Genomic DNA, 25,044 nt, shown 5'->3' with positions numbered 1-25,044 from the left:
CTCACTTTACAAAATAAATTCACGATAAGGCACGTTCCACACTACCTCATGCGCAAGCCTGTGGCCGTTGTAGCCGTCCTCGCCGAAGGCGGTGCCATGATCAGAGAATACCATGCAAAATACAGGCCGTTCTCGTTCTCTGAATGCCTGAAATAAACGACCAAGCTCACCGTCAACATATCGAAGTGCAGCGCGCTGTGTCTCTATGGAGTCTTTTTTTGCTCCGGGTACAAAATATTGATTGGGCCCATGAATCGCTGATACATTCATAAACATAAACAGACGTTCTGTCGGATTCGAATTGTGCAGCAGCTTGATGGCATGGTTCACCTGATGCTCTGTCGAGCGTTGATTCGTAACCCCAAAGGTCATCCGCCAATAGCTTTCTTGGAAGTAGCTTGGAAGAACTTTGGCAAGCGGAACTTTTTTGGAAAAAAAGATGACTCCTCCTATACAAATCGTACGGTAGCCTACTGCCTGCAATCCAGATACGATGTCCGTTGAATCGAATTGCCATGTATGCGGATGTGTCTTTAATCCCGTATTTTTCGAATGAAACAATCGAACATGCTCTTCCTTACTTGTCGTAGCCGGTGTAGGCAGAAATCCGCCAAAGAAAGCATGATGGGCTGCATAAGTGAAGCTTCCTGGCGTATGCCGCTTTTCCCAATGTCCATCCCCACACAAATTCGGACAGTTTGCTTCCTCCAATACAGCGGCGTCAAATCGCAGCGTATCCAGCGTAATCATCAAAATATCGTGACTGCCTACAATTTCATTCATGTTAAACATCGTGGTGTTCCTCTTCCATTTATATAGTCGTAGAGAGTGAAGCCATTCTCATTTCCCATTCATAGGGATCATGGCCTTCATAATGACTATGATATAGTAAATCTCCGAACGGATTCACATCTAATACATAAGGTCTATAAGAACCGCTGCTCAATAATACATCTATGCCTGCGACGGTAGAACGTGGAAATACCGATAACGTTTGCTCAGCGCATTGCTGTACGGCAGCTTGAACATCATCAGACAAGCCAATCTCCTCTAGGCTCATTCGATCACTATCGAGATGCAGATTCGTTATCGGTGTTCTGCTTACCCTTGCGATACTGTGACAAGCTTTACCTGCTACGACAAGCTGCCGGATATCAAAGGTGCGATCCCGATAAGACGCTTTTGGAATCCATTGCTCTACATGAGCGCCATGTCCCAACAACCAGTTGATGATTTGGCGAATGACTTGGTGTTCTTTATAGTTCATTAGCTTTTTTACGTTATAAAAGATAGGAGGTCTACGTAGATAGTTCTCCACACCAATTGTAGTCACGGCCGATTCTGCTCCTGTAACAGGGTTTACCTGATACGCGATCACACCACATGCGCCCGAGCCAGTTGCTAGCTTTATAAATAAACGATAGGTTCGCTCTTTTACCATTGTATCCCTAAGTGCATCGTAATCCGGGATAGCTTCCGGTGCAGCTAATCTTCTAGGCACCGGTAAACCAGCTGATGATAAGAGCCGGTGGGTATACCTTTTATCGAACATTGCAGCTATGTCCTCGGGAGCATTCATCCAGCGTGGCATATTCCACAGCTGTGCTGCCTCCCTGTCCAGTCGAGATAACAGCTTGCAATATCCACGAAACCACTGTGAAGGATGATATAGCTTACCCTTATTTTCCTTCATCCCTTTGGCCGTCCTTGCTGAAATTGGCTGAACAACGTTCTTGTTATATCTAAGCCAACGTTCGTCTATCTGGGTGTTTGCCGTATCAGGGGCGCCAAGTGCAATGAGCTGACGTTCAACTTCAAAATGTTCCCCAGGCGCATCGATCCGTAGTAAAGGAGGTTCATCCAATTGCCCCAAGATTTGTGCAACAGAACTCAATGATGCATTTCCCTGCAGCACATCCATATAATTCAAAACGAGAGCTGGGGGTAACCCCAGCCGAGCTCTTGCCGCTTGTAGTCCAGTTGTTCTTCTATTACCGGAATTGCCAATGATAATCATTGAACTCATCGTTATTCCGTCAATGAAGGATAGCGATAATCCTCGTCATCATCAGATTCTTGTTGATCGCTAATATCTACATTAAGGCCTGACTGCTTCCAACGATTCATCATCTCATCGGACATGTAATGATAGTTTAAATCAAGCGATTTCAGTTTCATTATCTTTTCACTATTGATAAGTGCTTCAGCTCCCTTATCTGTCAACGTCCCCATAGAAAGATCTAATGTATGTAGTTGATCAACAATCGGAGCATTGGCTACGGCAATTGCGATTTCATCTTGAATTTCACTGTCTTTGAGCCCCAGATAGGAAAGCAGAGGGAATTTCCCAGGTTCAATCAACGGGAGCAGATCTGCGAGACTTCCGTCAAATCCATAATTGTCTACCCCTAAATACAACTCCAGCTTCTTCAGATTTTTGAAACTGCCTTCACTTATGCTAGTAATGACGTCTTTTCCAAGCCCGCCGCAAATAATAGTAAGCTCCTCCAGTTTGTCGTGGTGAGCCGGATCTAGGCTGAGATCGGTGCTCCCTTTAATGGTGAGTGACTTAAGCTCAGGATAAGCAGATAGAATCGGCCCTAGATTAGATTGATTAATCCAAGAAACCTCGCATTCTTCATAGGACATATCGCCAATAAATAAGCTCCGCAGCTTCGGAAAGCGGTCTTTCAACCGAACAAGAGCTTCGACAATATCACTAGAATCATTCTCATAGGCGCCGCCCCAGTCACCGATGATGAGACTTTCAAGCTGCAAGCTCTCATCTTTGCCTGCAAGCGTCTCTATTAAATCTACGATTTTGACACCATTCTCGTACTGATCATAATCGACAGATAGTTTACATTCGGACATAACCATACCTCCTGAAAATGGATAATAACTTTCTTTTATTATAATAGGCACACTTGCAAGTTACAAATGTTTGCCAATTCAGTCTGCAAAGTATTCCAAATGATCTCTTATGATTAATGGTGCTCTAATGAGAAATTAGTCTCCCTTGATCTGTGCATTGTGAACCCCAGAATTTTTTACATTATAAATAATATTTGATCGATCTTTAGAGTCAATAGCAATAGGAGGTAGTAAAATACTTTCACCTAGGAGGGTTAACGAAGGAGTTTTAGCATTAGCTGAATTGATAGCGCTTACAAAAAGTGTGCTTCCTCGGATATAAGCTCCATCCACTATTTCATCTAGTAATTGGCTGTTTGTAAGGATAACTACATCAGAAGTAACATTTCCTGTTGATTCAATTGTTATAGCTCCACTTGTCATAGAAATAGATTCACTTACATCTAAAATCTCATCCATTAATTCACCATCTGTTATTAGAACCTCGCTTAGTTGAGACCCCCTTTTTTCAAAATTTCCCGTATCCTTTATAAAAACATTAATGCTACTTCCAATGCCATTAGCTGCATCTAGTATCTCATCAACTAATTCGCCAGCAATAATTTCAAGTTTATTTCCATAAGCTTTAGCTGATGAGGTCAAAGTAATATCCATAATTGTATTGGTGAAATCATCTTCGATATCCACAGTTTCATCAATGAGTTCACCTGCGGTAATTTTTAATTGTTCAGTATTTATATTACTGGTATTATTCAGATTTATTTTTATTGTAGAAGCATTAGAAATTTCACAATCTATTACCTCGTCAACTAATTCACCTTCTTCAATAAACAACTGTTTTCCATAAAAGTTTGAAGAATCTATAAAGTTTATTTGAATATTTGAATTATAATAACCCTCACCATCTAAGGTTTCATCAATTAACTCACCTTCATAAACAGATAATATGGGACTAGTAACATTTGAAGTCTTTGATAAACTAACATTTATAGTTGAAGTGAAAAGATTTTCCATATCAATCATTTCATCAATAAGTTCACCGTCTTTTATTTCTACCTTAGTCAGTGCATTAACGTTTCCCGTATCAACAAATTTCACTTGAATTGCACTAGATTTAATGTCTTCAGCGTCAATTAATTCATCGATTAATTCACCATCAATAATAGTAATTGATTTTGATGATACGTTAGAAGATTTTTCAACAGTAAGATTTATGTCACTGTTTGAAATGACTCTACCATCTATCATTTCATTGATAAACTGCCCTTTATATATTCTAACAGTCCCCATATTTTTGCCTGATTTTGAATTGATGTTAGTACTATTCGTAATACTAACATTAATCTCTTTTGCGTTAATCTTTATGGAACCTGAATCAGAAGGTACGTTTATCACACTTTCAATCAAACTTCCTCCACCAATATGTAAGGTAGAGTCATTATTAGCTAAAGTCACATTTGCTGAATTATTAATATTTACGTTTATACTACTTTTTGAAGCAATAGTCCCAATTATTAAATCTTTAATAAAAGCTGGCTCTATAGAAGATGTATCTTCAATAATAATATTATCATTTTCATCGTAGTTTTTTTGCCCTACAATAAGCGTATTTAAAAGCTCTACATTGGCGCTATTATCAATATTTATAGCAACGGAGGCGCCCTCCCCTATATTTCTAATTAAACTAGGGATAAGTGAACTTGAGTTTGTATCAAAATGAAAACTATCGAAGATTGAATTTTTATAGTTTGAAATAGAAATGACAATGTTTGAATGGGGCTCTATGTCGATCGGTGATGGTGAAGGAAATGGAGTTTTTTCACCTCCATTTTTTTGTATATAAATGCCTTCATATATATTACACATTGAACTATGTCTGAGGGAGTGGAAAGAGATAGGAAGTTTTTTATCGTAGGTTATGTTTCCGGATCCTGTTTCTTTAAGAATTAAGTCGCCAGCTCTTTCTACATGTATATCACCGGATGCATCATCAATAATGACTTTTTGTTTAACGTCTTTAACGTTTATATGACCAGCATCATCTGTAATATCAACATTACCATGGATTTTGCTAATATGAACGTCGCCGGATCTATCTACTATTTTTATGGAACTATTAATATTTATTAAGTTAATATTACCAGAGCCATCCTCTATATCTAACGTTTGATTTGAGCTTGGGGCATTTAAAAGGCTGCTATTATTGACTCTTATATCCCCTGATTTGTCTTTTATTGATAAATTACTTGTGTTTTCAATATAAATGTCTTTTTCATTATCGGTAATCGATATTTCTCCAGCAAGGTCATATAATTCAAGGATGCTTTCTTTATCAAAAATTTCGATATTTAAGTTAGGCGGCAGTGTAATTAATAAATCTATTATTTCTTTCTTTGCAACCTTTCGATTTATTGATAAATATGCTATATCCTTATCTTGAGTTAAGTGAAAGTCTAAGTTATCAGGATTATTTATTGTTGTTAAGCGAGGATGTATAGATGCAGTATCAGGAGTGCCTCGAATCGTAAGTTTGTTAATGGAAGAATGAATAACTAATTTGGTTATGTTGTTTTGAGATATAGGCAATTGAGGCAATTGTTTGGCAGAGGCAAGATCTGAGGTTATAAAGATAGAAATGTAAGTTAGTATGACAAGAGGGAAAAATGAGCCTTTTTTCATAAAACCCCTCCTAGCAATATTGAGTTTTAATGAGATTATACAATGAAATAGTGGACTGTCAAGATCAAATTAACTAGTCTATTTGTATTCATGCTGCTCTCCTTATAGCCTCTAAAATATACTCAGGAAATACCACAGTGTCTCCAGGCTCAAAATTTTCAAATCAAACTTGTCTTTATTGGACTTCATATTTACGAAAAAGGCACAGCACGTCAACGCGTGCTGTGCTACCACATAGTGATTGACCGAAACCTCACCATCGCCGCATTTTTTTATCCCCTGTGTCTGTCCTACTCTCTTTGAAATTTATGGTTTTAATGAAAACTTCTCAAGAGCTGCGTTGCAACACACTTTTAGCCAATTCGATAAAGGCCCTAAGCGAAGGTGAAATCCATTTTTCTTGATGCCATAACATTTGAGTAGTAAATCGTATTTCAGATAAATCCCAAGGTAAAACGATCAGTTCCCCCCGCTCCACTTCTCCCTTGATCACCATTTCAGGCAGCAAGGCAATGCCGAGTCCCGTCATTGCGCATTGTTTAATGGCTTCTGCACTGTTAAATTCCAGTTCGGTCAGGCTGTCAGCCCCTTTTCGCAACAATGTGCTATAGAAATATAACCGATAAGAGCAGCCCTTTTCGGTTAATAGAATATGCTCTCCGTGAAAATCTTCTATGCTTAGTTTTGACCGTGAAGCTAATGGGTGATCGGGGGAAACTACCATAAGAAAGGGTTCATCTAGCAAAAGTTCCGTATGAAGGTCCCCAGATACGGCAGGTTCATCAAGCATAAAGACCACATCCGCATTTCCTTCTCGCAAGCTCTGTTTCAAATTATGACTGGACAAGGGGCGGAACAAAAGACGAATACGCGGATAGCGCTCGCGAAAAAGCCGGAGCAATGCAGGCAACCGGTACGCACAGAGTACTTCATCTGCACCGATTGTAACGGTACCGGTTAGCTCCCCACTTTGACTTGAGAAGTGCCGAGCCTCTTCTATATCATTTAAAATTTTGTTGGCATAGGGTAAGAACTGGTAGCCTGCGTCTGTTAACACCACAGTTTTGCCCAGACGATCTAGGAGCTTGACCCCTAGTTCCTCCTCTAAAGCTTTGATTTGCATCGTTACAGTAGACGGTACATAATTCAGTGATTCAGCAGTGCGACTAAAACTTCGAGTGGAAGCAAGCGTCCAGAATGTTTTCAGCTGGCGGATTTCCATTGGGGAAGACACCTCTTTAATTCAAAATTAATGAATATTATGATCAAAAACGTTCAATTGATTTGATAGTAACCGCATCGTAAAGTAAAATCAAGCTTCATTTACCTGTGAGCAATGAGGATTCTCGAATAAGAATGTACGTTCATCTCACAAGATTATGGACTTGCCTGTATCTTCGGAAAAATAATATACAAGGAGAATTGAATCATGAAAGATTACGAAATATATCAACTTGGAGATGTCAAGTTGCAATCAGGCCAAACGCTACCCCAAGCCTTCCTTGCCTATAAAACCTATGGAATTTTAAACGCCGCCAAAAGCAACGCAATTGTCTATCCGACCTGGTTTGCAGGCTTACATACCGATAATGAGTGGTTGATCGGACCAGGCAAAGCGCTTGATCCCAACAACTATTTTATTATTGTGCCCAATATGTTGGGGAATGGTCTGTCTTCCTCACCAAGCAATACACCGGCCCCTCATGACAGAGCGAACTTCCCGCTTGTCACGATTTACGATAATGTCCGGATGCAGCACCAGCTTGTAACTGAGAAGTTCGGCATTACGAAGCTTGCTTTAGTCGTTGGTTGGTCGCTCGGGGCGCTGCAAACTTTTCAATGGGGAGCAAGCTATCCGGAGATGGTTGAGCGAATTGCGCCATTTGGCGGAACAGCAAAGACCAGACCGCATGCACAAGTAGTTTTTGAAGCGTTGATCGCCGCATTGCAAGCCGATTCCAATTGGAAGCAAGGATTTTATACTCGTCAGCCTACAGCTGGACTTGCTGCAATGGGACGCGCTTATGCTCCTTGGGGATTCTCTCAGGCGTATTATTTGGAACAACTTTATCAGGCAGAGGGATACCTAACGTTGAAGTCTTATCTAGAAAACTACTGGGATCAAGTCTTCTTTTCTTTCGATGCGAACGACTTGATTGCCATGCTCCGAACAGGAATAAACGGAGATATTAGCGCCACTCCTGCCGACAACGGAAATTTGGAACAGGCATTGAACCGAATCACCGCGCATGCCCTTGTCATGCCGGGTTCGACCGATCTATTCTTTACTCCCGAGGACAGCGCATATGAAGTAAAACATATACCGAATGCTGTTTTTCGACATGTCGAATCTAAGTGGGGCCACTGTTTCGGAATAGGAGCCAACGAACCAGATTCATTCATAATCGATAACCATCTGAAACAATTTTTACAGTAAATCATGATTTTCAAAATTTCAAAATATTTTAACGGAGCTCAGTTTGACTGAGCTCTTGACTTTATAGCCCACTAGAGAGTGTATACTCATACCGAAGTAAAAGAGAGAAGGTGAAGCATTGTTTAAGATCAGTGAATTTTCCAAACTAAGCCGAATTCCGCTGCAAACCCTGCGCTATTACGATCAGCTCGGAATTTTTAATCCGGCTAAAACCGATGAATCGACCGGGTATCGGTACTACTCCGCGGAACAGCTGCTGGAGATCAATCAGATCGTCATTTTTAAAGAATTGGGGTTTACATTGCAGCAGATCACTCATCTTCTTAAACAAGATATATCGGCTGAACAGATTCGTGGCATGCTTAAATTGAAAGAAAGTGAAATCGAGCGGCAGCTAGATATCGAACGTTCCAAGCTTGCCCGGGTTAAAGAACGAATGCAGCTTGTGGAGCGCGATGGAAAAATGGATAAAGAACAGGAGGTTGTATTGAAGCAAGTTGAAACCGTGCATATGATCACTTATGCCTCCACGGGCACAGTTGAGGAAATACCGCACCTCTTCGATATCTTCGATGGGCTCCTCGATAGGTGCTGCAGATCCTCCTTATCTGGTCCGCAAACATTGTTGTGGAATGCATCTGGTAGTACACCGGATGCCTTTGAGTTCGAGGTTGGCTATGCCGTAAAAGCGGACATCCCCAAGTTGCCCGAGTATCTAAATCTCCGGATTCTGCCTTCGGAGACAGTAGCTACACTGCTGTTCCGTTCGGATTCAGCGTTTTCCCAGACGGCATGCTTGGATCTGGCTGCATGGATCGAACACAACGGCTACCGCATTCGAAGTGACCGACCCGGCAGGGAAATCTATGTGCCCTTTTCAGGGGATCCAGGGACAAGTCTTATAGAAATCCAAATTCCGATTGAAGAAGGAGAGAATCGTCTATGAATCCTAAATGGGTCGTATCATTACTTGCTTTGGCTGTATTTCTCATTGGGACCGTGGAGTACATAATAAGTGGAATTCTCCCAATGGTCGCAGCGGATTTTGGAATAACGACATCTGCTGCGGGCATGCTCGTCATGGCATTCGCCCTTTCCGCGGCTATTGGCGCTCCTATCGTGATTGCGGTAACTATCCGGGTAGATCGTAAAAAAATGCTTCTTTCCATGCTCGGTGTCTTTATTTTGAGCAGCTTCCTCGTTTATTTCAGTCCCTCATTTGAGATGATGCTGGTAACACGAGTGATTCAAGGACTCAGTGGAGGCGCCGCTACGGTAATTGCAATGGCTGTGGCTACACGCTTAGTCGAAGTCCAACATCGCGGGCGGGCGATTGGCACGATTTTGATGGGCTTAAGCAGTGCGCTTGTTCTCGGCGTACCTGTCGGCACGTTTTTAAGCGAAGCCGTTGGTTGGAGAACGTTATTCATCTTTATTGGACTGCTCACGTTGATTCCATTTTTCGCGGTCTTTGCCAAAGTCCCTTCCATTACCGAGCAAAAGGCGATGACATTTGGAATGCAGCTGTCCATTTTGAAGGACAAAAAAATTGTGCTTGCACTTGCGATTACACTACTTTATATCGGGGGATACTCGACGCTGTTTACTTATATTGCGCCATTTCTGCAAGAGAATGTCGAACTGTCGGCTGCTGTGCTTTCCGGCATTTTGCTGCTTGCAGGCCTGTGCAGCTTTGTCGGCTCCAAATTTGGAGGATGGCTTGCGGATACGAAAGGAGCCAAATTAACAATCTATTTCGGTCTTTCACTCCAAGCCGGTATACTGTTGCTGCTGCCTTGGACAAACGGTTCGATCTACGCGACCATCCCGTTGATCATGATATGGATGGTGGGCACATGGATGACTTCCCCGGCACAGCAGTTGTATTTGGTGTCCTTAATTCCCCACTCGCCGGATATTGCTTTAAGCGTAAATACATCGTTTATCCAATTCGGTTTCGCTTTCGGATCGGCAATCGGTGGGATGGTAATCAGTAGATTTTCCACAAGCAACCTCGGCTGGCCCGCATTTATCCTGGTCTTGTTTGCGCTCCTGGCCGCTGTTCGGTTGTTCGCTTACGCTTATAAAGCGGGAAATGAAACGATATTTGAAGACCATAAAAAACGAAACGTATGTACCGATTGAATCTGTCATCTTCCCTGTTAGCTAATAAACGCCGATACTAATTAACATTAGACCATCCATATAATCGGCTATGGATACATGATATAGCTTTTCTTATAGATTTGAGGTGCAACGATGCTACGTTTACGGAGTATGACATGTGAAGACGAATGTAATTGACTATGTAATTAAACGAATGCGTTAATTATAAATGAGGAAAATGTAATTCTGGAGAACAAAATGAACTATTGTTGTACAATGGAGCATTAGCTGCACTGCATCGATTAAAACAACTTTAAGACAACAAGCTACCATGATGGGCAGTTTGTTGTCTTACTTATTACCGAGATGTAACGTTCTTTCGCCGTTACTGAATCGTGTATGTCACGGTAACTTTTAACACATCTTCATACATGAATGGAGCATGAAACTGTATATTTATGTTGCCATCTTCTGCAGCAGTATAGATGATCGAATGTGAGTAAGAACCGATGCTTTCACTATTTCTGTCACTGAGCGTGAACGAAACAGCACTGTCCCCTTTTAGTTGAATATGAATTCGCTGACCTTTTTCAAATACAATTGATCTTTAGGAGAAGAGCTTCCTGTTGGGATTTCATAACGCTTAGTAAAATTATAGGTAGTAGACAAAGATTGCTTCATCGAGGATACGTGTGACTGTTTCTCATTTGCATGTATAACAGTTGTTTGTACTGTAGCAGCACCAAACAAACATACTGTTAGGAGCATACCTACCAACATCCCTTGTTGTAACATTCTAGCGCCTCCTTTAACCACTGTTTAAATATGTATGCATCTATCACTATAAGTAAGCACGCAGTGAGAGCTATAGGATTATCGTCCTAATTCATAGTTATGCTCATTAATCGGTAATGTCTCTATGTTTTTATCATCTGACATGTTTTGATATAATGTAATATTCTTCGAATTTGTCTCCCCTCCTTTTTAATATAAATGGAACTTTCCTCTGCCTTTATAACATTCTGGATTTTCACGATACGGGGAAACAAATCGATCCGCACAATTACTTTATTATTAATCACTATCAAAATAGGATAATATGTTTCCAAGTCTTCAATTCATCTCACTCTGCTTTCAATCGCCTAAGGCTGCTCTCAGATCTGTTGCCTTGTTTGATAAATAAAAATAAGATGCCAAATTGCTTGGCATCTTTATTTGTATTCTATAGTTCGCTCTCATCTAAATTCATGTCAACATAGAAATTGTCCATGTTACGACTGTCAGGATCGTCAAAATATCAACAACAATGCTACCGATATAAGGCATTTTCAATTCATTTTTAGAGATTAGTCGCTTTAATTGCTTATCTTGCTTAGCACGATTAAAGTCCAAGAAATAAACATCCTCTGACAATTGCACAAATGAATGAAGCAATATGTTGTCACTACGAACGGCTAAAGTAGGCGGATTTTTAACTGTTATTATATTTTTGGGTGCTGCTAATACACCTTCATTAAAGGATGTTCCAATTGCATAATAAGCCTCACCATAACTTTTCTTCAAATGTTCTCCTACAGCCGTAAATTTTAGCATATCGCTATCGACACGAACTCCTCTATTTTTGCAGTTTGAACCATAATGTCCCTACTCACTTGATTTTTATTATTGATATGACCATTATGCCCTGCAACGAGTATAGGTCCGTTCGCTTGATTTAAAACCCAATCTACTTTTTCTTTCATTGCAGCATCACGACTATTCATACCTGACATAAAGTGCAAGTAACCATAACCTTTACTATAATCTCGCAGCAAAGAATCATTGATCCCCGAATAGTTGACATATATAGACCGCGCATTCTGCATGGCAATCTGTTTGTTAAAAAAATTGCCTGCATACAACAAAAGCCACCCGTAAGAGCGGCTATTCCTTGTAGAAGTATTCAACCGAATGCTGTTTATTTTCCTCACTTGGCATACTGTAACAAAGAATGATATCCGCTGAGCATTGTGTCCATGCTTCTCCACCAGGGGTAACTAATTGCTGATTACTTGGATGCCGTGCCAGCCACTCACATCGCATTGACCATATTCATTATCACCTACAGCCAGCACCGTTCCGTCCGACTTAAGGCCGAGAGTATGAGCGCAACCCGCCGCCACTGCCACCATATCGCGCCAACCGCTTACATCACATTGACCATTTTTATTATCACCCACAGCCGTCACCGTTCCGTCTGATTTAAGTCCAACGGTATGCCGACGACCTGCCGCTATGGTATATTTAGGCCATTGGTTCACCTTTAATGCCGCTTCAATTGGTAAATAGTAATCCACGTTTTACCTCCTTGAAAACAGATTGTGTTAGGGTTCCAAAGCATAAGTGATTCTTTAGTTACGTGGCCGGTTGTTATCGTGCTTGGCTAGGTTCTTTTGTGCTATCAGAAACAATAACACCTCTATTAATAAATGAAGTAATCAATGAAATGTAGGTAGAAGATATTCAACGTTATTTTGAACAAGCGGATCTCTTTGTAGAGATGGTGTTTGAAAAATATAACGATAAATATGATGACATTATCGAAAAAATCTTTCTTGGAAGACAGGCGTATCGGTTATCTGACAGCGTAATTACTGCGATTGTCCATTTAATTCTGCAACTATACAGGAGAACAAAAACATCGCCAATCCAAATTATTACATAGAAAAAAGCCTGGATATTGCTATTTTACATAGCTACTCCAGACTTTTCATTTTATTCAAAATGCGTTACTTCATACATGGATTGACGTGGTTTTACAACATCTAGATTAAGGACGCCGACGCTTACATTTAATGACAAACAGCCCACCGATAGTAATCAACGCTACCAACAGAATTCCGCCGATCCATTTGAAGGTTATCCGTTCGTCGTTCTTTGTAACGGACTCATTGAGGACGCCCTTTCCTTTGTCATATATGGGCTCTTGCTGCGTCTTATCCGAATCGCTTGATGCTAGACTTTCATTTGTTTGATCTGGATCTCCAAGCGTTCGTAGGAAGAAAGCCCAGAGCTTGTCAGTCAACTGCTTTCCTTGAGTTCTATCGATGATCTTGCCCTTGCTATACCACGTCTCCCCTTGTAGTGTGTCGGAGAGCATGTCTGTGCCATGCGCATATTCATCGATGGCGACAAATTCCTTTTGCTCGGAAGCGGAGGCTTTGTACAAGGCCTCGACCTCGGAATAGTAGTCTCCAGTCGGATCGTTGGTGGAGACTGCAAAAAATGAAGGTACACGGATATTCTTACTGGCTTCAACCGCGCTAAGATTGGGAGGCGACTCGCTTCCCAGCAACGTCCGCGGCGATGACAGGATCGCAAGACCCGCAAGTTGTGGAATGTGGGGTGCAGCTACGGCTGATGATGTGCCGCCGATGGACGCTCCGGCCGAGACGATCTTGGTAACACCCCGTTCGGTAAGCACCTGGGCCGCCGCCAGTACGTCGAGATCTTCACGAGATAAGGATTTTCCTGTAGCTTCCCCGTTCGGATTATTGTATCGATAGCTCCACAAAATGACCTGATAACCGTGGTCTGCCAGTTTTTCCGCCATCGGCAGCCAGCTACACACATCCCAACCGCTAGCATGACCCAACGTGACTCCTTTTGAGCCTTCTCCGAGCAGGAGTCCCGATAACAAGATTCCATCCGAGGTTTTGAACTGCACCGCTTTGTCCTTCAATTTAGTAGGTATACAGGCATCGACAGGTACCGAACTTCCTGTTGCGACGATTAACGACGATTGTTTGGTCGAATTAGCCTGTACAGCAGTACCGAACATGGTAACACTCATCGTTAAGATAAGAATCAATAGAATTTCGCGTTTACATATTTTCATAATTAACACTCCAAGTACTTTCATGTTATAGACGTTCATCCTTTTGGAAATTAAGAGAGAAATGATGATCTTCATCGTAAGCGACAAACTCATAGCCTCTTTCTTTGTAGAAGTTAATGATTGCAGGAAGTGCTTGTAATGTCTGTGTTTTTTCATGCATAAGAACGACTTCTACATCTCTTAACGTTCCCTCTTTTATATTCTCTACGATTTTATCGGGGTTGTCTCTTAATTTCCAATCCTCTGAATCTATGGTCCAATCCCAAATTTTCATTTCAGCATCTACGATTTCGTCACGAATTTGTTTGCTCTTTAACCCTGGTGCTGAACCATAGGGTGGACGAACCAATGTAGAGTTCACACCTGTAATATCACGGATAAGATTTATCGTCTCTTTCATTTCAGGTACAAATTGCTTGTTTGTATATATCTTGTGATGATCATGTGTCATACTATGTGCACCAAGATAATGGCCCTCTTGTACGGTTCGTTTCACATTCTCCTGAAAAGTTGTATTATTCAAATTATTCCCTTGCATAAAAAATGTTGCTTTCACATCGTGCTCTTTTAATACGTCTAGAAATTGTCCAGTTAATGTAGATGGGCCGTCATCAAATGTTAAATAAACCGTTTTTCCAGCTGTTTTTTTACTACTTGTTTGCTCCTGTTTCTTTTTTTCTTCATTTGCTCCATCTACTAATTCACTGTTTTGTTTAACTGACTGTATCGTATATGCTTGCGCATTTCCTGCTGTATCTTTCCCTGCAAATTCTACTAATTCAAGAGATGCGAGAAATATAGTTAGCAGTACGACTCCTAATGCAAAAGTAATAAATCTCTTCTTTTTATTGATGATTTTAACCTTACTCATTTTTCATATACCCTCTCTCTATTCACTTCATAGATGACTTCATCTACAATAAATAGATTAATAGGAAGAGATGCAGATAAAATGCAGATAAAGTAGAAATGATATAAAGAATAGAAAAAAGGTGTAGAAACAAAGTTTCTACACCTTTTTGTGTACATAGAAGAAGAATAGTACGCCGTCTTCTGTATTAGATACACCATATTCCACATGATGCAACTCTAAAATATTTTTAGAAATAGCAAGTCCAAGCCCTGTTCCACCTTTTGAACGCTGACGAGATGCATCACCACGATAAAAACGATCCCATATCTTATCTAACTGTTCTTCGGGAATATGAACTCCTTGATTCTCTATACATACTTTGACCATGTCACCATCGTTTGTTGTAGTAATAATAATCTTTTCTTCTTCCGGTGTATAATGAATCGCATTCGTAATAAAGTTCGTGATAACTTGTTCTATTCGATGTTGATTGGCATATACGTCAACATTAGCCAAGTGTTTTTGAACATGCAATTTCTTTCGTTCTATTTCCATGAATAATTGTGCACATGTATGCTCAATCACCTCGTCAATTGAAAAAACCTCTTTTTGCATTTGGTACGTACCAGACTCAAATTTCGCTAACTCCAGCATATCAACAATTAGCATGTCCATTTTATCTACTTCTTTTGCCATCGCTTCAAAGTAATAATCTTTTTTATGGATGGCAACACCATCTTTTAAAATAGATAAACAACTTTTCATGATACTCAACGGTGTTTTGAGTTCATGTGATACACCCGCAATAAATTCTTTTCGTGTATTTTCCAACTGCTTTTCTTTCTCTATATCTTGTTGTAATTGATGAATATGCGAATGTAATGCACTAGAAAGTTTATTAATATTTTGTGATAAGTCACCAATTTCATCTTGTGATGTAATTGGTATCTTCTCTGAAAAATCCAAATCCGCAATTTTTTTTGTTGTATCATTTAGTTGTAACAAAGGTTTGGCAATCTTCTTTGAATAATAAAAAGAAGCGAGGAAAATAAGAAGTAGTACAAATATAACCAAATAGATGTAATACTCTTTTATCATTTGCACAGCTTCATCAACAGGTTGAAGGGATGCCATCGCAAAAATATACGTTTCTAATCCATCTGCATTTTTTATTGGTTGTATTAATATTTTATATTTAATTTTATTTTCTTCATAATCAATCTCTTGTGGTAATTGATCATCTATATTTTCTTCATTCAATACTAATTGTAATTGGAACTCCTTTATTCTTTCGATTAATAAATGATTTGTATAAATCGAATTTGGTGAAATATTTTCTAGTGGTAATTGTGCCTTTATGATAGTCCCAGGCAAGTCGTATACTAAATCGTCTCTTAGTTCACGAGGTGACGGCTCTTTTTGTACATTTCCATACATCGTCTTCCTAAATTTGATATTTTCTAAATCGTAGCTCTCATTATTAGGCCCAGCAGATATCCATATGTCTGTAGGAACTAAAGATGTTCCTCTAGTAATTCCGGACATCTTAACCGAATTTCCAGAACGAAGAAAATTTTTTGCTTCATTTAAATCTTCTATATTAAGCATACTATACAAAGGAACTGTTATGACACGGTTAGAAAATTTTTCATATAGAGAAGGGCCTAATTGAATCTCTAAGTAGAAATCACTAATATGATTAACATTCCCTAAATTGTCTAACATTGTAATCCACGCTGAATGTTTTTTGTGAAATTCTTGCTCTAGCTGTTGAATTACTTGTAGATTATTATTGCTCTTTATATATTCATTTTGAAAAGTTTGCATGCTTTTTTGAATCTCGTCGACTTTTTTATGAGCATAAAATTGTTTGAAAAATACGGTTTGTCCAAAAAAAATCGTTGCCAAAATAAGCATACATAAACTCGTTGTTAGTACAAATAATTTCAATACAATTCCTTTTTTCATATGTTTCCCTCAAACTTATAACCGGATCGAACAACAGTTGTAATACATGAGGCTTTATCCCCTAATTTATGACGCAAATTACGAATATGACTATTTACTGTTCGGTCATCTCCTACAAATTCATAGCCCCAAATTTTCGTGATTAATTGCTCTCTTGTAATAATAATCTTTTGATTTTGCATTAAATAAGTTAATATTTCAAACTCTGTATGTGTTAAGTTAATCTCTTTCCCATTAACTGTGACTGTACGTGATCGGAAGTGAATACGAATCCCACTTAAAGTCAATGTCTCCTCTCTTGCGGGTTCATTTATGGAAGAATAACGACTTTCCATTAATCGTTTTGCTCTCGCTAATAAAATAGCTGGATTATATGGTTTTGTTACATAGTCATCCGCACCTAATTCAAAGCCAAGCAACGTATCATCTTCATCCGCCCGAGCGGTTAACATAATAATAGGCACATTAGACGTCTTACGAATTCTGCGACAAACAGACCAGCCATCTAATTCAGGCAACATAATATCAAGAATCACTAGATGAACTTCATTCGCTTCAAATTTAAATAGTGCTTCTTTTCCATTTACTGCTTCTATTACTTCATAACCTTCATTTAATAAATAATCTTTTACGATTTCACGTAAGATATCTTCATCTTCTACAATTAGAATTGTTTTTTGCATATACGCTGTCTCCTGTTAATTTATAAAATGATTAATTCTCCTTCTTAATGACTTCGTTATTTTTATATCCATAGGTAGAGACATTTAATCTCCTCCAATTAGAAGAGCTATAAGTTAACAAAGAAAAATGCCTACTCCCGAAGGAATAGACATTCTCGCATTATAATTTATAATCTTTCACACGTCACATCCAATATTTCCTTCCTTGAGTCATTATAAATCTATCAAGCTACACCGATGCTACGTTTACTTGGTCATATGCCTAAAAATACGGAAATATTAGGATTATCTCTATAGTCGTGAGTAATTAAGATCATTAGTAATCGGTAATGTCTATATGTTCTTATCAGGAACGGAAAGTCCCCAATTTCTTTCGCAGCTGTTTCATTGAACTATCTTCTCCATTTGCAATGAGGAGTGATTATATAATTGCTTTTTGATATCTGATTTGAAGTAGCCTTTCAGTTGAAACTTTTCAAAAATGAATGGTTAATGCTGGTGTTAGATGGGAAAGTTTGCTCGAGGAGATGATGTCACGCCCAATAAATCAATGATTACAACTGAAGGAAGGTTCACTGGGGAAATGAAACACAATGCCTCTCAGACTAGAAAGAGGAGGTTGCAGGTTGACGAAAATTGTTGGCAAAGTCAAGCTAACCTCCCCCCAAAAAAAGTATCCATTAATGACGGGCATACTCCTTTGGTTCACCCTAGTTGTAGTGTCAAGTTTATATATCACCATGCCGGTGGTGTCCTCAAACTGCAAATTAAATTTTAATGGTACGGGCAGCAGGAGTTTTAGGTATGATCTTATCACCATCTTGCCGGGCAGTTAATAGCGAGGTACGGATTGAAACCGCTACTGTAATGAAAACTCGATGAGACTCTTTTCATTTTGGCCTGCTTTTAATGCCAGTACATTATTAACCTTTCGACTGCCTGATCTATCGTAAATCATGGATTACATTCTGTTCATGCAACGCTGCAATGAATCTAATCAGTAACTGCACTTGCTCGTGTATGGCTTGCATATCCGGAGCATTCAATGTCTGGCTGATACGAAAGGTAGCCTTCTGATCCTTAATTCTTAAGTTGAATCGTGAAGAGAAGAACGGCATCAGCGCTTCCTCCAGCCCTTCATGCTTCAACAAAGAACGCAATAAATTCGGATGTGTGGCCATTCCCTTGAACAACTTCTTAAGCACCGCATTTGGCATCGTTGCCGGTCGCATATTCGGATAGAACATGGATAGCACTTTCCGCTTCGTAGAGAATAGAGAGAACTCCAACTTGCGCCGTGGTCGAAATAAGAACTTCATTTCAAGGATAGACAATTGGCCCTTGCCATTGGAATTACCACTATTCTTCAGTGCAATATAGATGGGCCCTTCTCCCTTTGGCGCATCGATCTTGACATGTTCACCGACATACTCCCAATTCTTAAAGGAGGCGGGCACATATGTCCCGCCATAGTCATGCGCATATTGCTTTAAAAGAGTTGTATGCTTAGATTCCCACAAGCTCTTCTTGCGCAACTTTTCCTTTGATGGTACACGTGATGTTGTTAAACGCATCTGAATCTTCCCTCCTCGATTGACATGGAGTGAGGTCATGACCCTTCGTCCGTTCACTCTTCATTGCTAGCACGCGACTTAGGAGAAGGAAGTCTTCCTTCTCGCTTCAAGGCTTCGCGCAAAAGGTACTCTATATGACCATTTACACTTCGGAACTCATCTGCTGCCCAGCGCTCCAAAGCCTCGTGTACGGTAGGATCAAGGCGCAGCGGAAAGCTCTTTTTCTTGCTAGCCATCTTGCTGGATATCCTTAATATAAGGTGCTCGTGTTAATGACCGGCTGGGCAGAGCGGTCAGAAACGATAGCTACAAGCAAATTGTTAATCATAGCAGCCTTGCGTTCATCATCCAATTCCACAACTCCATCAGCTTGCAGACGGTCAATCGCCATCTGAACCATCGTCACAGCACCATCCACGATTTTCTCACGCGCTGCAATAATGGCAGTAGCTTGCTGACGCTGCAGCATCGCACTGGCAATCTCCGTAGAGTACGCCAAGTGAGTCAAGCGAGACTCGATAATATTTACACCTGCGATCGACAGGCGGTTCTGCAATTCATCCGTCAATTCCTTCGCAATCTCCTCTGCATTGCCGCGAAGAGAGAAGCCTTCATTGGAATCATACGCATACTTGCTTGCTACGTGTCGAAGCGCTGCTTCACTCTGTATCTCGACGAATGTCTCGTACTCATCCACTTCGAACAACGCCTTAGCCGAATCTACGACTGAAAATACGACGACAGCTGCAATCTCAATCGGATTACCATCCACATCATTGACTTTCAACTTAGCACTATTGAAGTTACGAACACGAAGCGACACTTTCTTGCGATCCGTGAAGGGAAGCGTCATGAAAAATCCACTCTCACGAATAACCCCGATGTAACGACCAAAGAACGTAACGACATTAGCCTGATTTGGCTGAACAATCGTCAAGCCAGTCATCAGGATCAAGCCCAACAGAACCGCTACGCAACCACCTATAATGGCAGGCAATTGTAGCAGCGTAATCAGATATCCACCTGCAGCGATTAGTAGAACAGTCACAAGCAGACCAGCGAATCCATTAACACGCGCACTCTTCTTCTCTTGAAACATTCCGATCCATCCCTTCTCTTTGTATATTATTTTGATATTTATATGATATCACTTTTTCCTCATGTTGTAAATTATTTTTACATTTCACAATCCCGGCACGATTTTTATTGTGGATTTTAGGTGTAGAAAGCAAATGCATTTTCAGAAGCTGGTTACCCAACTCACAGTAGAGGTCGATCGGCTCAAAAAATCCGGTCGCTAATGAACTAATCGAAACACGAAAAACTATGGTTGAGCGTAACATCAATGAAATCTCGGTTAAACGCCAGTCAGTTATGCTAAGTGTGAACAGGACAAGTATTTATCGCCCTAGCTGAGAGAAAAGGTTGTGAATATTAAATAAGATATGGTGCGTACACCATATCTTAAACAACTGGTTAATATATGCGAATGTTTTATACAAGCAAAAAGAAAACCCGTTGCCCTAGTCATACCCCTCTCAAGCAAACATTAAAAAAGCTATGCTACCAACGCACAGCGGTATTCGCACGGTGCGCGTTGGTTCAGTTTGAGGAGCACATCACCTAGAAGGATTCTGCTAGTTTTGCTGCCTTTTCTTCACCGGCTGCAGCGAGCTCAGCTGCTTTGTCCGGTAATTGGTGGTGGCCTTCTACGATCACTTCAGATATTTTGCTGACACCCCACATGCCCAGCATGGCACGAACATATTTGTTTGCCATTTCTATCTCAGCTAAAGGACCTTCAGAATAAACGCCACCTCGTGCGCTGAGCAAAGCAACTTTTTTGTCACCCATCAGTCCTACAGAACCTGCCGGAGTGTACTTGAACATTTTACCTGGTTGGGAGAGGTAAGCGATGTATGTTTGCAGAACAGCAGGAATCGTGAGGTTCCACAATGGGAATGCCATAACGATTTTGTCTGCCTCTATAAACTGATTCAAGTATTTGTTAATGAAGTCAGCATCTTTTTGCTCTTCAGCAGTCATTTCGATACCTTTGCCATCTTTCAACATAGCTGTGATTAATTGATTTCCATAGTATGGAATATTCTCTGCGAACAAATCTAATTCAACGATTGTATCATTTGGGTACGTTTCTCTATAGGTTTTAATAAAAGCCTCGTACAGCTGCACACTTATAGCGTGCTCAACCGGACGATCATTTGCCTTGATAAAAAGTACTTTACTCATGATAATATATCCACCTTTCTTTCTAAAATTTAATAAAATTACTTAGAAGGATTCCGCTAGTTTTGCTGCCTTTTCTTCACCGGCTGCAGCGAGTTCAGCTGCTTTGTCCGGGAATTGATGGTGGCCTTCTACAATCACTTCCGTTATATTGCTAATACCCCAGTAGTTCAAAAGGGTCCGAACATATTTGTTTGCCATTTCCATGTCAGCCAAAGGGCCCTCGGAATAAACACCACCGCGAGCGCTCAGCAGAGCGACTTTTTTGTCCCCCATCAGTCCTACAGAACCTTCCGGAGTGTACTTGAACGCTCTGCCTGCTTGAGTGAGGTAAGCAAAGTAAGTTTGCATAACAGCAGGAATCGTGAGGTTCCACAATGGGAATGCCATAACCACTTTGTCTGCCTCTTCAAACTGGTTCAAGTATTTGTTTACGAGGTCAGCACCTTTTTGCTCTTTAGCGGTCATATCTATTTCTTTTCCATATTTACCCATGGAAGTAATCAAGTCATTCCCATAGTATGGAAGATTTTCTGCGAATAGATCCAGCTCGGCGATGATGTCATTTGGATGCGTTTCCCTGTAGGTTTTCGTGAAAGCCTCATACAGCTGTAAGCTTACAGCTTGCTCAACCGGGCGATCGTTCGCCTTTATAAAAAGTACTTTATTCAAAATATCCACAATCCTTTACTTTAATTAGATAATAACTTTTAGTTAATGACGTGTTTGAGATTAATACGTATAGTCAAAGCTCACTTTATCTCTTCATTCTGCCTGTAAACGATTCAGATATTTTTGTAGGTCCATGTCTATCACCTCTCGATTTATGAATTGCTAGATTGGAGTATCCGTACACAGACATTGTATGCTTAAATTAAGATAATAAAAAATATATAATTAATAATAATATTGATAACTAATCATATATGAATTAAAGGTGGTAACAGAGTATGGATTTGCTGAAACTCAAATATTTTCAAACCGTCGCCCGTACAGAACATATGACAAAGGCGGCACTTGAGCTGCACATAGCTCAACCAGCACTCAGTGTAATGATTGCACGTTTGGAAGAGGATTTAGGAGTACCGTTGTTTGATCGCATCGGGCGACAAATCCGGCTCAACTTATTTGGAAAAGCTTTTCTCAAACATGTAGACAAGGCTCTTGGAGCATTGGAAGAAGGTCGGCGTGAAATTGAGGACCTGGCTGGGTTAGAACGGGGAAGTATTATGCTAGCCACAACAACATTAATTCGAGTAGCTGATATCTTAGGACCTTTTATCTCTTTACGTCCAGATGTTAATTTTCGCATTACTCAAGCCATTGCCGAGGATGCTATGGTTAATCTGCTCGAAAAAGGTGAAATCGACTTTTGTTTTGCTACGTCAGCTATCGAACGACCTGGAATTTGTACATTTCCTTTAGAGACTGAAGAAATTGTATTGGCTGTGCCGTCTACACATCGCCTTTCAGGACGCCACAGTATTCATCTCAGCGAAGTGGCTAATGATCCGTTCATCAATTTGAAATCGGGGTATAGTTTTCGGAAGATAACGGATGAATTTTGTAGCAAAGCCGGGTTTATACCGAATATCGTATGCGAAGGCGACGAACCTGCGGCGATCAGTTGCATGGTTCGTGCTGGTCTCGGTGTAGCATTCTTGCCGGCAGCATCCAAGAGAGAGATGCCGCCGCTACATCTGATTCATATTGAAGAGCCAGTTTGTCAGTGGACTCCATATTTAGTATGGCTAGAAAGACACTATCTTTCCCTTGCGGCACAATCGTTTCGTGATTTCATAATGGAGCACTATGGTCAAACACCTATCCGGTAATCGCCATCATTTTTCATCATTGAGCAAGGGTACAAGTATGTAGTAGATATGGACTTGGAGAAATATTTCGATACGGTCAACCAAGTCGAACTTGTCGAGATCCTATCGAGAACCATCAAAGATGGTCGAGTCATCTCGCTTATAGAGGTAAGCATCATCATTAATGCGATCAGCGTATGGAATACCGTTTATCTTGCCGAAGCAGTTAAACGTGTAAGAACTAGCAAGGACTTCAAAGTAGAATTATTACATTATATTTCACCCCTGGGACGGAAACACAATTTTGATTTGTAAAAGGTCGCTAGTTTACATTCATTAATACCTCATATTGAATAGAGAGTTAAGCCGATATTTCCTTAGCGTAGGAAAAGTCAGCTTTACTCTTCCGAAATATGTTATATCGTATGTTTTGCTCTTATTGTTGGTATGATCCCTACAAGCAAAATAAGAGCGTAAGCAACTCTCTAATTAACCAGTGTTAATCGGTAATGTCTCTATGTTCTTGTCATCCGACACTTGTTTAACTAATATAATGTTACACACTATATATCTCTTTCATTGTGAATATTAAATAAGATATAGTGTTACACACCATAACTTAAAGCACTGGTTAGTATATGCGAATGTTTTATACAAGCAAAAAGAAAACCCGTAGTCCTTTATACAGGTTTTCTTTTTGCTTCTACATATTGCTTGGAAACAACTTCCCAACAATTACAACATTAAGCCATTTATCATAGTTGACTATACTGTACCTATTTAGAAGAGGAAAAAGTAATACCGGAGAAAAAGAAGAGCTATTGTTGTGCGACTGGAGCAATCGCCGTACTAAAACGATTTTTCACCGTTACTGAATCGTGTATGTCACTGTAACTTTTAAGACATCTTCATACATGAATGGAGCATGAAACTGTGTATATACGTTGCCATCTTCTGTAGCAGTATAAATGATCGAATGTGAATAAGAACCGATGCTTGCACCATTTCTGTCACTGAGCGTGAAAGAAACGGCACTGTCTCCCTTTAGTTGAATATGAACTCGCTGACCTTTTTTCAAATACAATTGTTCTTTAGGAGAAGAGCCTCCCGTTGGTATTTCATATCGCTTAGTAAAATTATGGGCAGCAGACAAAGATTGATTCATCGAGGATACGTGTGACTGTTTCTCACTTGCATGCATAACACTCGTTTGTACTGTAGTAGTACCTAATAAACTTACTGCTAAGATCGTACCTGCCAACATCCCTTTTTGTAACATTCTAGCGCCTCCTTTAATTGTTTAACCGATAATTTTAATTAACCACTGTTTAAATATGTATGCAACTATCACTATAAAGTAAGCACATAGAGAGATATATAGGATTATGGTACTAATTCATTAGCTATGGACATTAATCGGTCAGAAAAAATGTTCACTGCTTGTATCGTAACGAAGGCCACATCCGTGTAAAGAAAATGTCAAAGAACGTATTACGTTCCGTTTACTCGAGGAGGCATTGTTATTATTTAATCGGTAATGTCTCTATGTTCTTGTGATCCGACACAATTTGTGTCACAATCAATCATTTTGACATGCCTTATGAATTGAAACTAGTTATAAAAAACCCATATGCGTTTTTGAAGAAGTCACTTTTCACTCCCTATTCAACTGCACCTCCCCCTCCTTAAACATTCCATCTTACACTTAATAAACGATCACCTTCGTATGATTATTCAAAACGCCATTTTATTAGACACCGGTTAACAATTCACAGCATGTCTTCATATGCTAAGGTAGAATCAAATTCTGAACCATCCTCCCGTATACCGGGCATTTTGCATAGAAATACAACTTTTAGTATTTAAATTTTTAGCTGTTAAATTTACATTATTTTCTGCTATACTAAGTAGCGAATTGTACGGCGAAACGCT

The 25,044-nt window shown here is 40.0% G+C and carries 23 protein-coding genes and 1 pseudogene; 5 read left to right on the top strand and 19 right to left on the bottom strand.

Translation table 11 applies throughout. From position 1 onward, the window contains the following. Nucleotides 1-6: 6 nt before the first annotated feature. The 5 genes from NQ117_RS02465 to NQ117_RS02445 all read right to left on the bottom strand — a co-directional run bounded on the left by NQ117_RS02465 (nucleotide 7) and on the right by NQ117_RS02445 (nucleotide 6,775). Entirely contained in the window at nucleotides 7-792 is a 786-nt protein-coding gene (locus NQ117_RS02465) for an STM4013/SEN3800 family hydrolase (protein ID WP_258276435.1), read from the bottom strand. 19 nt (nucleotides 793-811) lie between these two features. After that, on the bottom strand, nucleotides 812-2,026 hold the full coding sequence (locus NQ117_RS02460) for an STM4014 family protein (RefSeq protein WP_258276434.1): 1,215 nt from the start codon (nucleotides 2,024-2,026) through the stop codon (nucleotides 812-814). Between the two features lie 2 nt (nucleotides 2,027-2,028). Further along, the gene (locus NQ117_RS02455; protein ID WP_258276433.1) at nucleotides 2,029-2,874 is read right to left on the bottom strand and encodes an STM4015 family protein; all 846 of its coding nucleotides are present in this window, start codon (nucleotides 2,872-2,874) and stop codon (nucleotides 2,029-2,031) included. A 135-nt stretch (nucleotides 2,875-3,009) separates the two neighbouring features. Further along, nucleotides 3,010-5,553, bottom strand: a complete 2,544-nt coding sequence (locus NQ117_RS02450) for a DUF4097 family beta strand repeat-containing protein (RefSeq protein ID WP_258276432.1) — start codon at nucleotides 5,551-5,553, stop codon at nucleotides 3,010-3,012. Nucleotides 5,554-5,881: 328 nt separating this feature from the next. Next, the gene (locus NQ117_RS02445) at nucleotides 5,882-6,775 is read right to left on the bottom strand and encodes a LysR family transcriptional regulator (protein WP_258276431.1); all 894 of its coding nucleotides are present in this window, start codon (nucleotides 6,773-6,775) and stop codon (nucleotides 5,882-5,884) included. Between the two features lie 207 nt (nucleotides 6,776-6,982). Between NQ117_RS02445 and NQ117_RS02440 the strand changes: the two genes are divergently transcribed. The 3 genes from NQ117_RS02440 to NQ117_RS02430 all read left to right on the top strand — a co-directional run bounded on the left by NQ117_RS02440 (nucleotide 6,983) and on the right by NQ117_RS02430 (nucleotide 10,135). Further along, nucleotides 6,983-7,990, top strand: a complete 1,008-nt coding sequence (locus tag NQ117_RS02440) for an alpha/beta fold hydrolase (protein WP_258276430.1) — start codon at nucleotides 6,983-6,985, stop codon at nucleotides 7,988-7,990. A 118-nt stretch (nucleotides 7,991-8,108) separates the two neighbouring features. Continuing rightward, nucleotides 8,109-8,936 carry a MerR family transcriptional regulator gene (locus NQ117_RS02435; protein WP_258276429.1) on the top strand — a complete coding sequence of 276 codons (828 nt, stop codon included), beginning with the start codon at nucleotides 8,109-8,111 and terminating at the stop codon, nucleotides 8,934-8,936. Then, nucleotides 8,933-10,135 (top strand): MFS transporter, encoded by a 1,203-nt coding sequence (locus NQ117_RS02430; protein WP_258276428.1) that lies wholly within the window; start codon nucleotides 8,933-8,935, stop codon nucleotides 10,133-10,135. Before NQ117_RS02435 ends, NQ117_RS02430 begins: the two co-directional genes overlap by 4 nt. Nucleotides 10,136-10,657: 522 nt before the next feature. Here NQ117_RS02430 and NQ117_RS02425 read toward each other — a convergent pair. From NQ117_RS02425 to NQ117_RS02360, 13 genes and pseudogenes are all read right to left on the bottom strand, one after another. Continuing rightward, nucleotides 10,658-10,891: a hypothetical protein gene (locus NQ117_RS02425; protein WP_258276427.1), complete on the bottom strand. Its 234-nt coding sequence runs from the start codon at nucleotides 10,889-10,891 to the stop codon at nucleotides 10,658-10,660. Nucleotides 10,892-11,341: 450 nt separating this feature from the next. Then, the gene (locus tag NQ117_RS02420; RefSeq protein ID WP_258276426.1) at nucleotides 11,342-11,659 is read right to left on the bottom strand and encodes a hypothetical protein; all 318 of its coding nucleotides are present in this window, start codon (nucleotides 11,657-11,659) and stop codon (nucleotides 11,342-11,344) included. Nucleotides 11,660-11,682: 23 nt separating this feature from the next. After that, nucleotides 11,683-11,997 (bottom strand): erythromycin esterase family protein, encoded by a 315-nt coding sequence (locus NQ117_RS02415; RefSeq protein ID WP_258276425.1) that lies wholly within the window; start codon nucleotides 11,995-11,997, stop codon nucleotides 11,683-11,685. A gap of 135 nt (nucleotides 11,998-12,132) precedes the next feature. Continuing rightward, a pseudogene (locus tag NQ117_RS02410) lies at nucleotides 12,133-12,372 on the bottom strand (chromosome condensation regulator); the annotation flags it as partial. 533 nt (nucleotides 12,373-12,905) lie between these two features. Then, on the bottom strand, nucleotides 12,906-13,997 hold the full coding sequence (locus NQ117_RS02405) for an alpha/beta hydrolase (RefSeq protein WP_258276423.1): 1,092 nt from the start codon (nucleotides 13,995-13,997) through the stop codon (nucleotides 12,906-12,908). A 1-nt stretch (nucleotide 13,998) separates the two neighbouring features. Then, nucleotides 13,999-14,844: a polysaccharide deacetylase family protein gene (locus NQ117_RS02400; RefSeq protein ID WP_258276422.1), complete on the bottom strand. Its 846-nt coding sequence runs from the start codon at nucleotides 14,842-14,844 to the stop codon at nucleotides 13,999-14,001. Nucleotides 14,845-14,982: 138 nt separating this feature from the next. After that, nucleotides 14,983-16,794, bottom strand: a complete 1,812-nt coding sequence (locus NQ117_RS02395; protein WP_258276421.1) for a sensor histidine kinase — start codon at nucleotides 16,792-16,794, stop codon at nucleotides 14,983-14,985. After that, nucleotides 16,791-17,477, bottom strand: a complete 687-nt coding sequence (locus NQ117_RS02390) for a response regulator transcription factor (RefSeq protein WP_258276420.1) — start codon at nucleotides 17,475-17,477, stop codon at nucleotides 16,791-16,793. Before NQ117_RS02390 ends, NQ117_RS02395 begins: the two co-directional genes overlap by 4 nt. Before the next feature lie 944 nt (nucleotides 17,478-18,421). Beyond that, entirely contained in the window at nucleotides 18,422-19,051 is a 630-nt protein-coding gene (locus tag NQ117_RS02385; RefSeq protein ID WP_258276419.1) for a hypothetical protein, read from the bottom strand. Between the two features lie 53 nt (nucleotides 19,052-19,104). Then, nucleotides 19,105-19,287: a type II toxin-antitoxin system antitoxin gene (locus NQ117_RS02380; RefSeq protein WP_258276418.1), complete on the bottom strand. Its 183-nt coding sequence runs from the start codon at nucleotides 19,285-19,287 to the stop codon at nucleotides 19,105-19,107. A gap of 14 nt (nucleotides 19,288-19,301) precedes the next feature. After that, nucleotides 19,302-20,150, bottom strand: a complete 849-nt coding sequence (locus NQ117_RS02375; protein WP_258276417.1) for an SPFH domain-containing protein — start codon at nucleotides 20,148-20,150, stop codon at nucleotides 19,302-19,304. 524 nt (nucleotides 20,151-20,674) lie between these two features. After that, nucleotides 20,675-21,301, bottom strand: a complete 627-nt coding sequence (locus NQ117_RS02365) for an FMN-dependent NADH-azoreductase (protein ID WP_258276416.1) — start codon at nucleotides 21,299-21,301, stop codon at nucleotides 20,675-20,677. Nucleotides 21,302-21,343: 42 nt separating this feature from the next. After that, the gene (locus NQ117_RS02360; protein WP_258276415.1) at nucleotides 21,344-21,970 is read right to left on the bottom strand and encodes an FMN-dependent NADH-azoreductase; all 627 of its coding nucleotides are present in this window, start codon (nucleotides 21,968-21,970) and stop codon (nucleotides 21,344-21,346) included. Nucleotides 21,971-22,248: 278 nt separating this feature from the next. On the opposite strand from NQ117_RS02360, the gene NQ117_RS02355 reads away from it, so the two are divergent. Then, the gene (locus tag NQ117_RS02355) at nucleotides 22,249-23,133 is read left to right on the top strand and encodes a LysR family transcriptional regulator (RefSeq protein ID WP_258276414.1); all 885 of its coding nucleotides are present in this window, start codon (nucleotides 22,249-22,251) and stop codon (nucleotides 23,131-23,133) included. 48 nt (nucleotides 23,134-23,181) lie between these two features. After that, nucleotides 23,182-23,427: a Tn3 family transposase gene (locus tag NQ117_RS24105; RefSeq protein ID WP_375163012.1), complete on the top strand. Its 246-nt coding sequence runs from the start codon at nucleotides 23,182-23,184 to the stop codon at nucleotides 23,425-23,427. Nucleotides 23,428-23,980: 553 nt separating this feature from the next. Here NQ117_RS24105 and NQ117_RS02350 read toward each other — a convergent pair. Continuing rightward, nucleotides 23,981-24,391 carry a hypothetical protein gene (locus tag NQ117_RS02350; RefSeq protein WP_258276413.1) on the bottom strand — a complete coding sequence of 137 codons (411 nt, stop codon included), beginning with the start codon at nucleotides 24,389-24,391 and terminating at the stop codon, nucleotides 23,981-23,983. Between the last annotated feature and the right edge of the window lie 653 nt (nucleotides 24,392-25,044).

Origin of the sequence: Paenibacillus sp. SC116 (assembly GCF_024733555.1) — a bacterium.
Classification (GTDB): Bacteria; Bacillota; Bacilli; order Paenibacillales; family Paenibacillaceae; genus Paenibacillus_B.
Note: the sequence above shows the minus strand (reverse complement) of the source record. Positions and strands in the feature narration are given on the sequence as shown.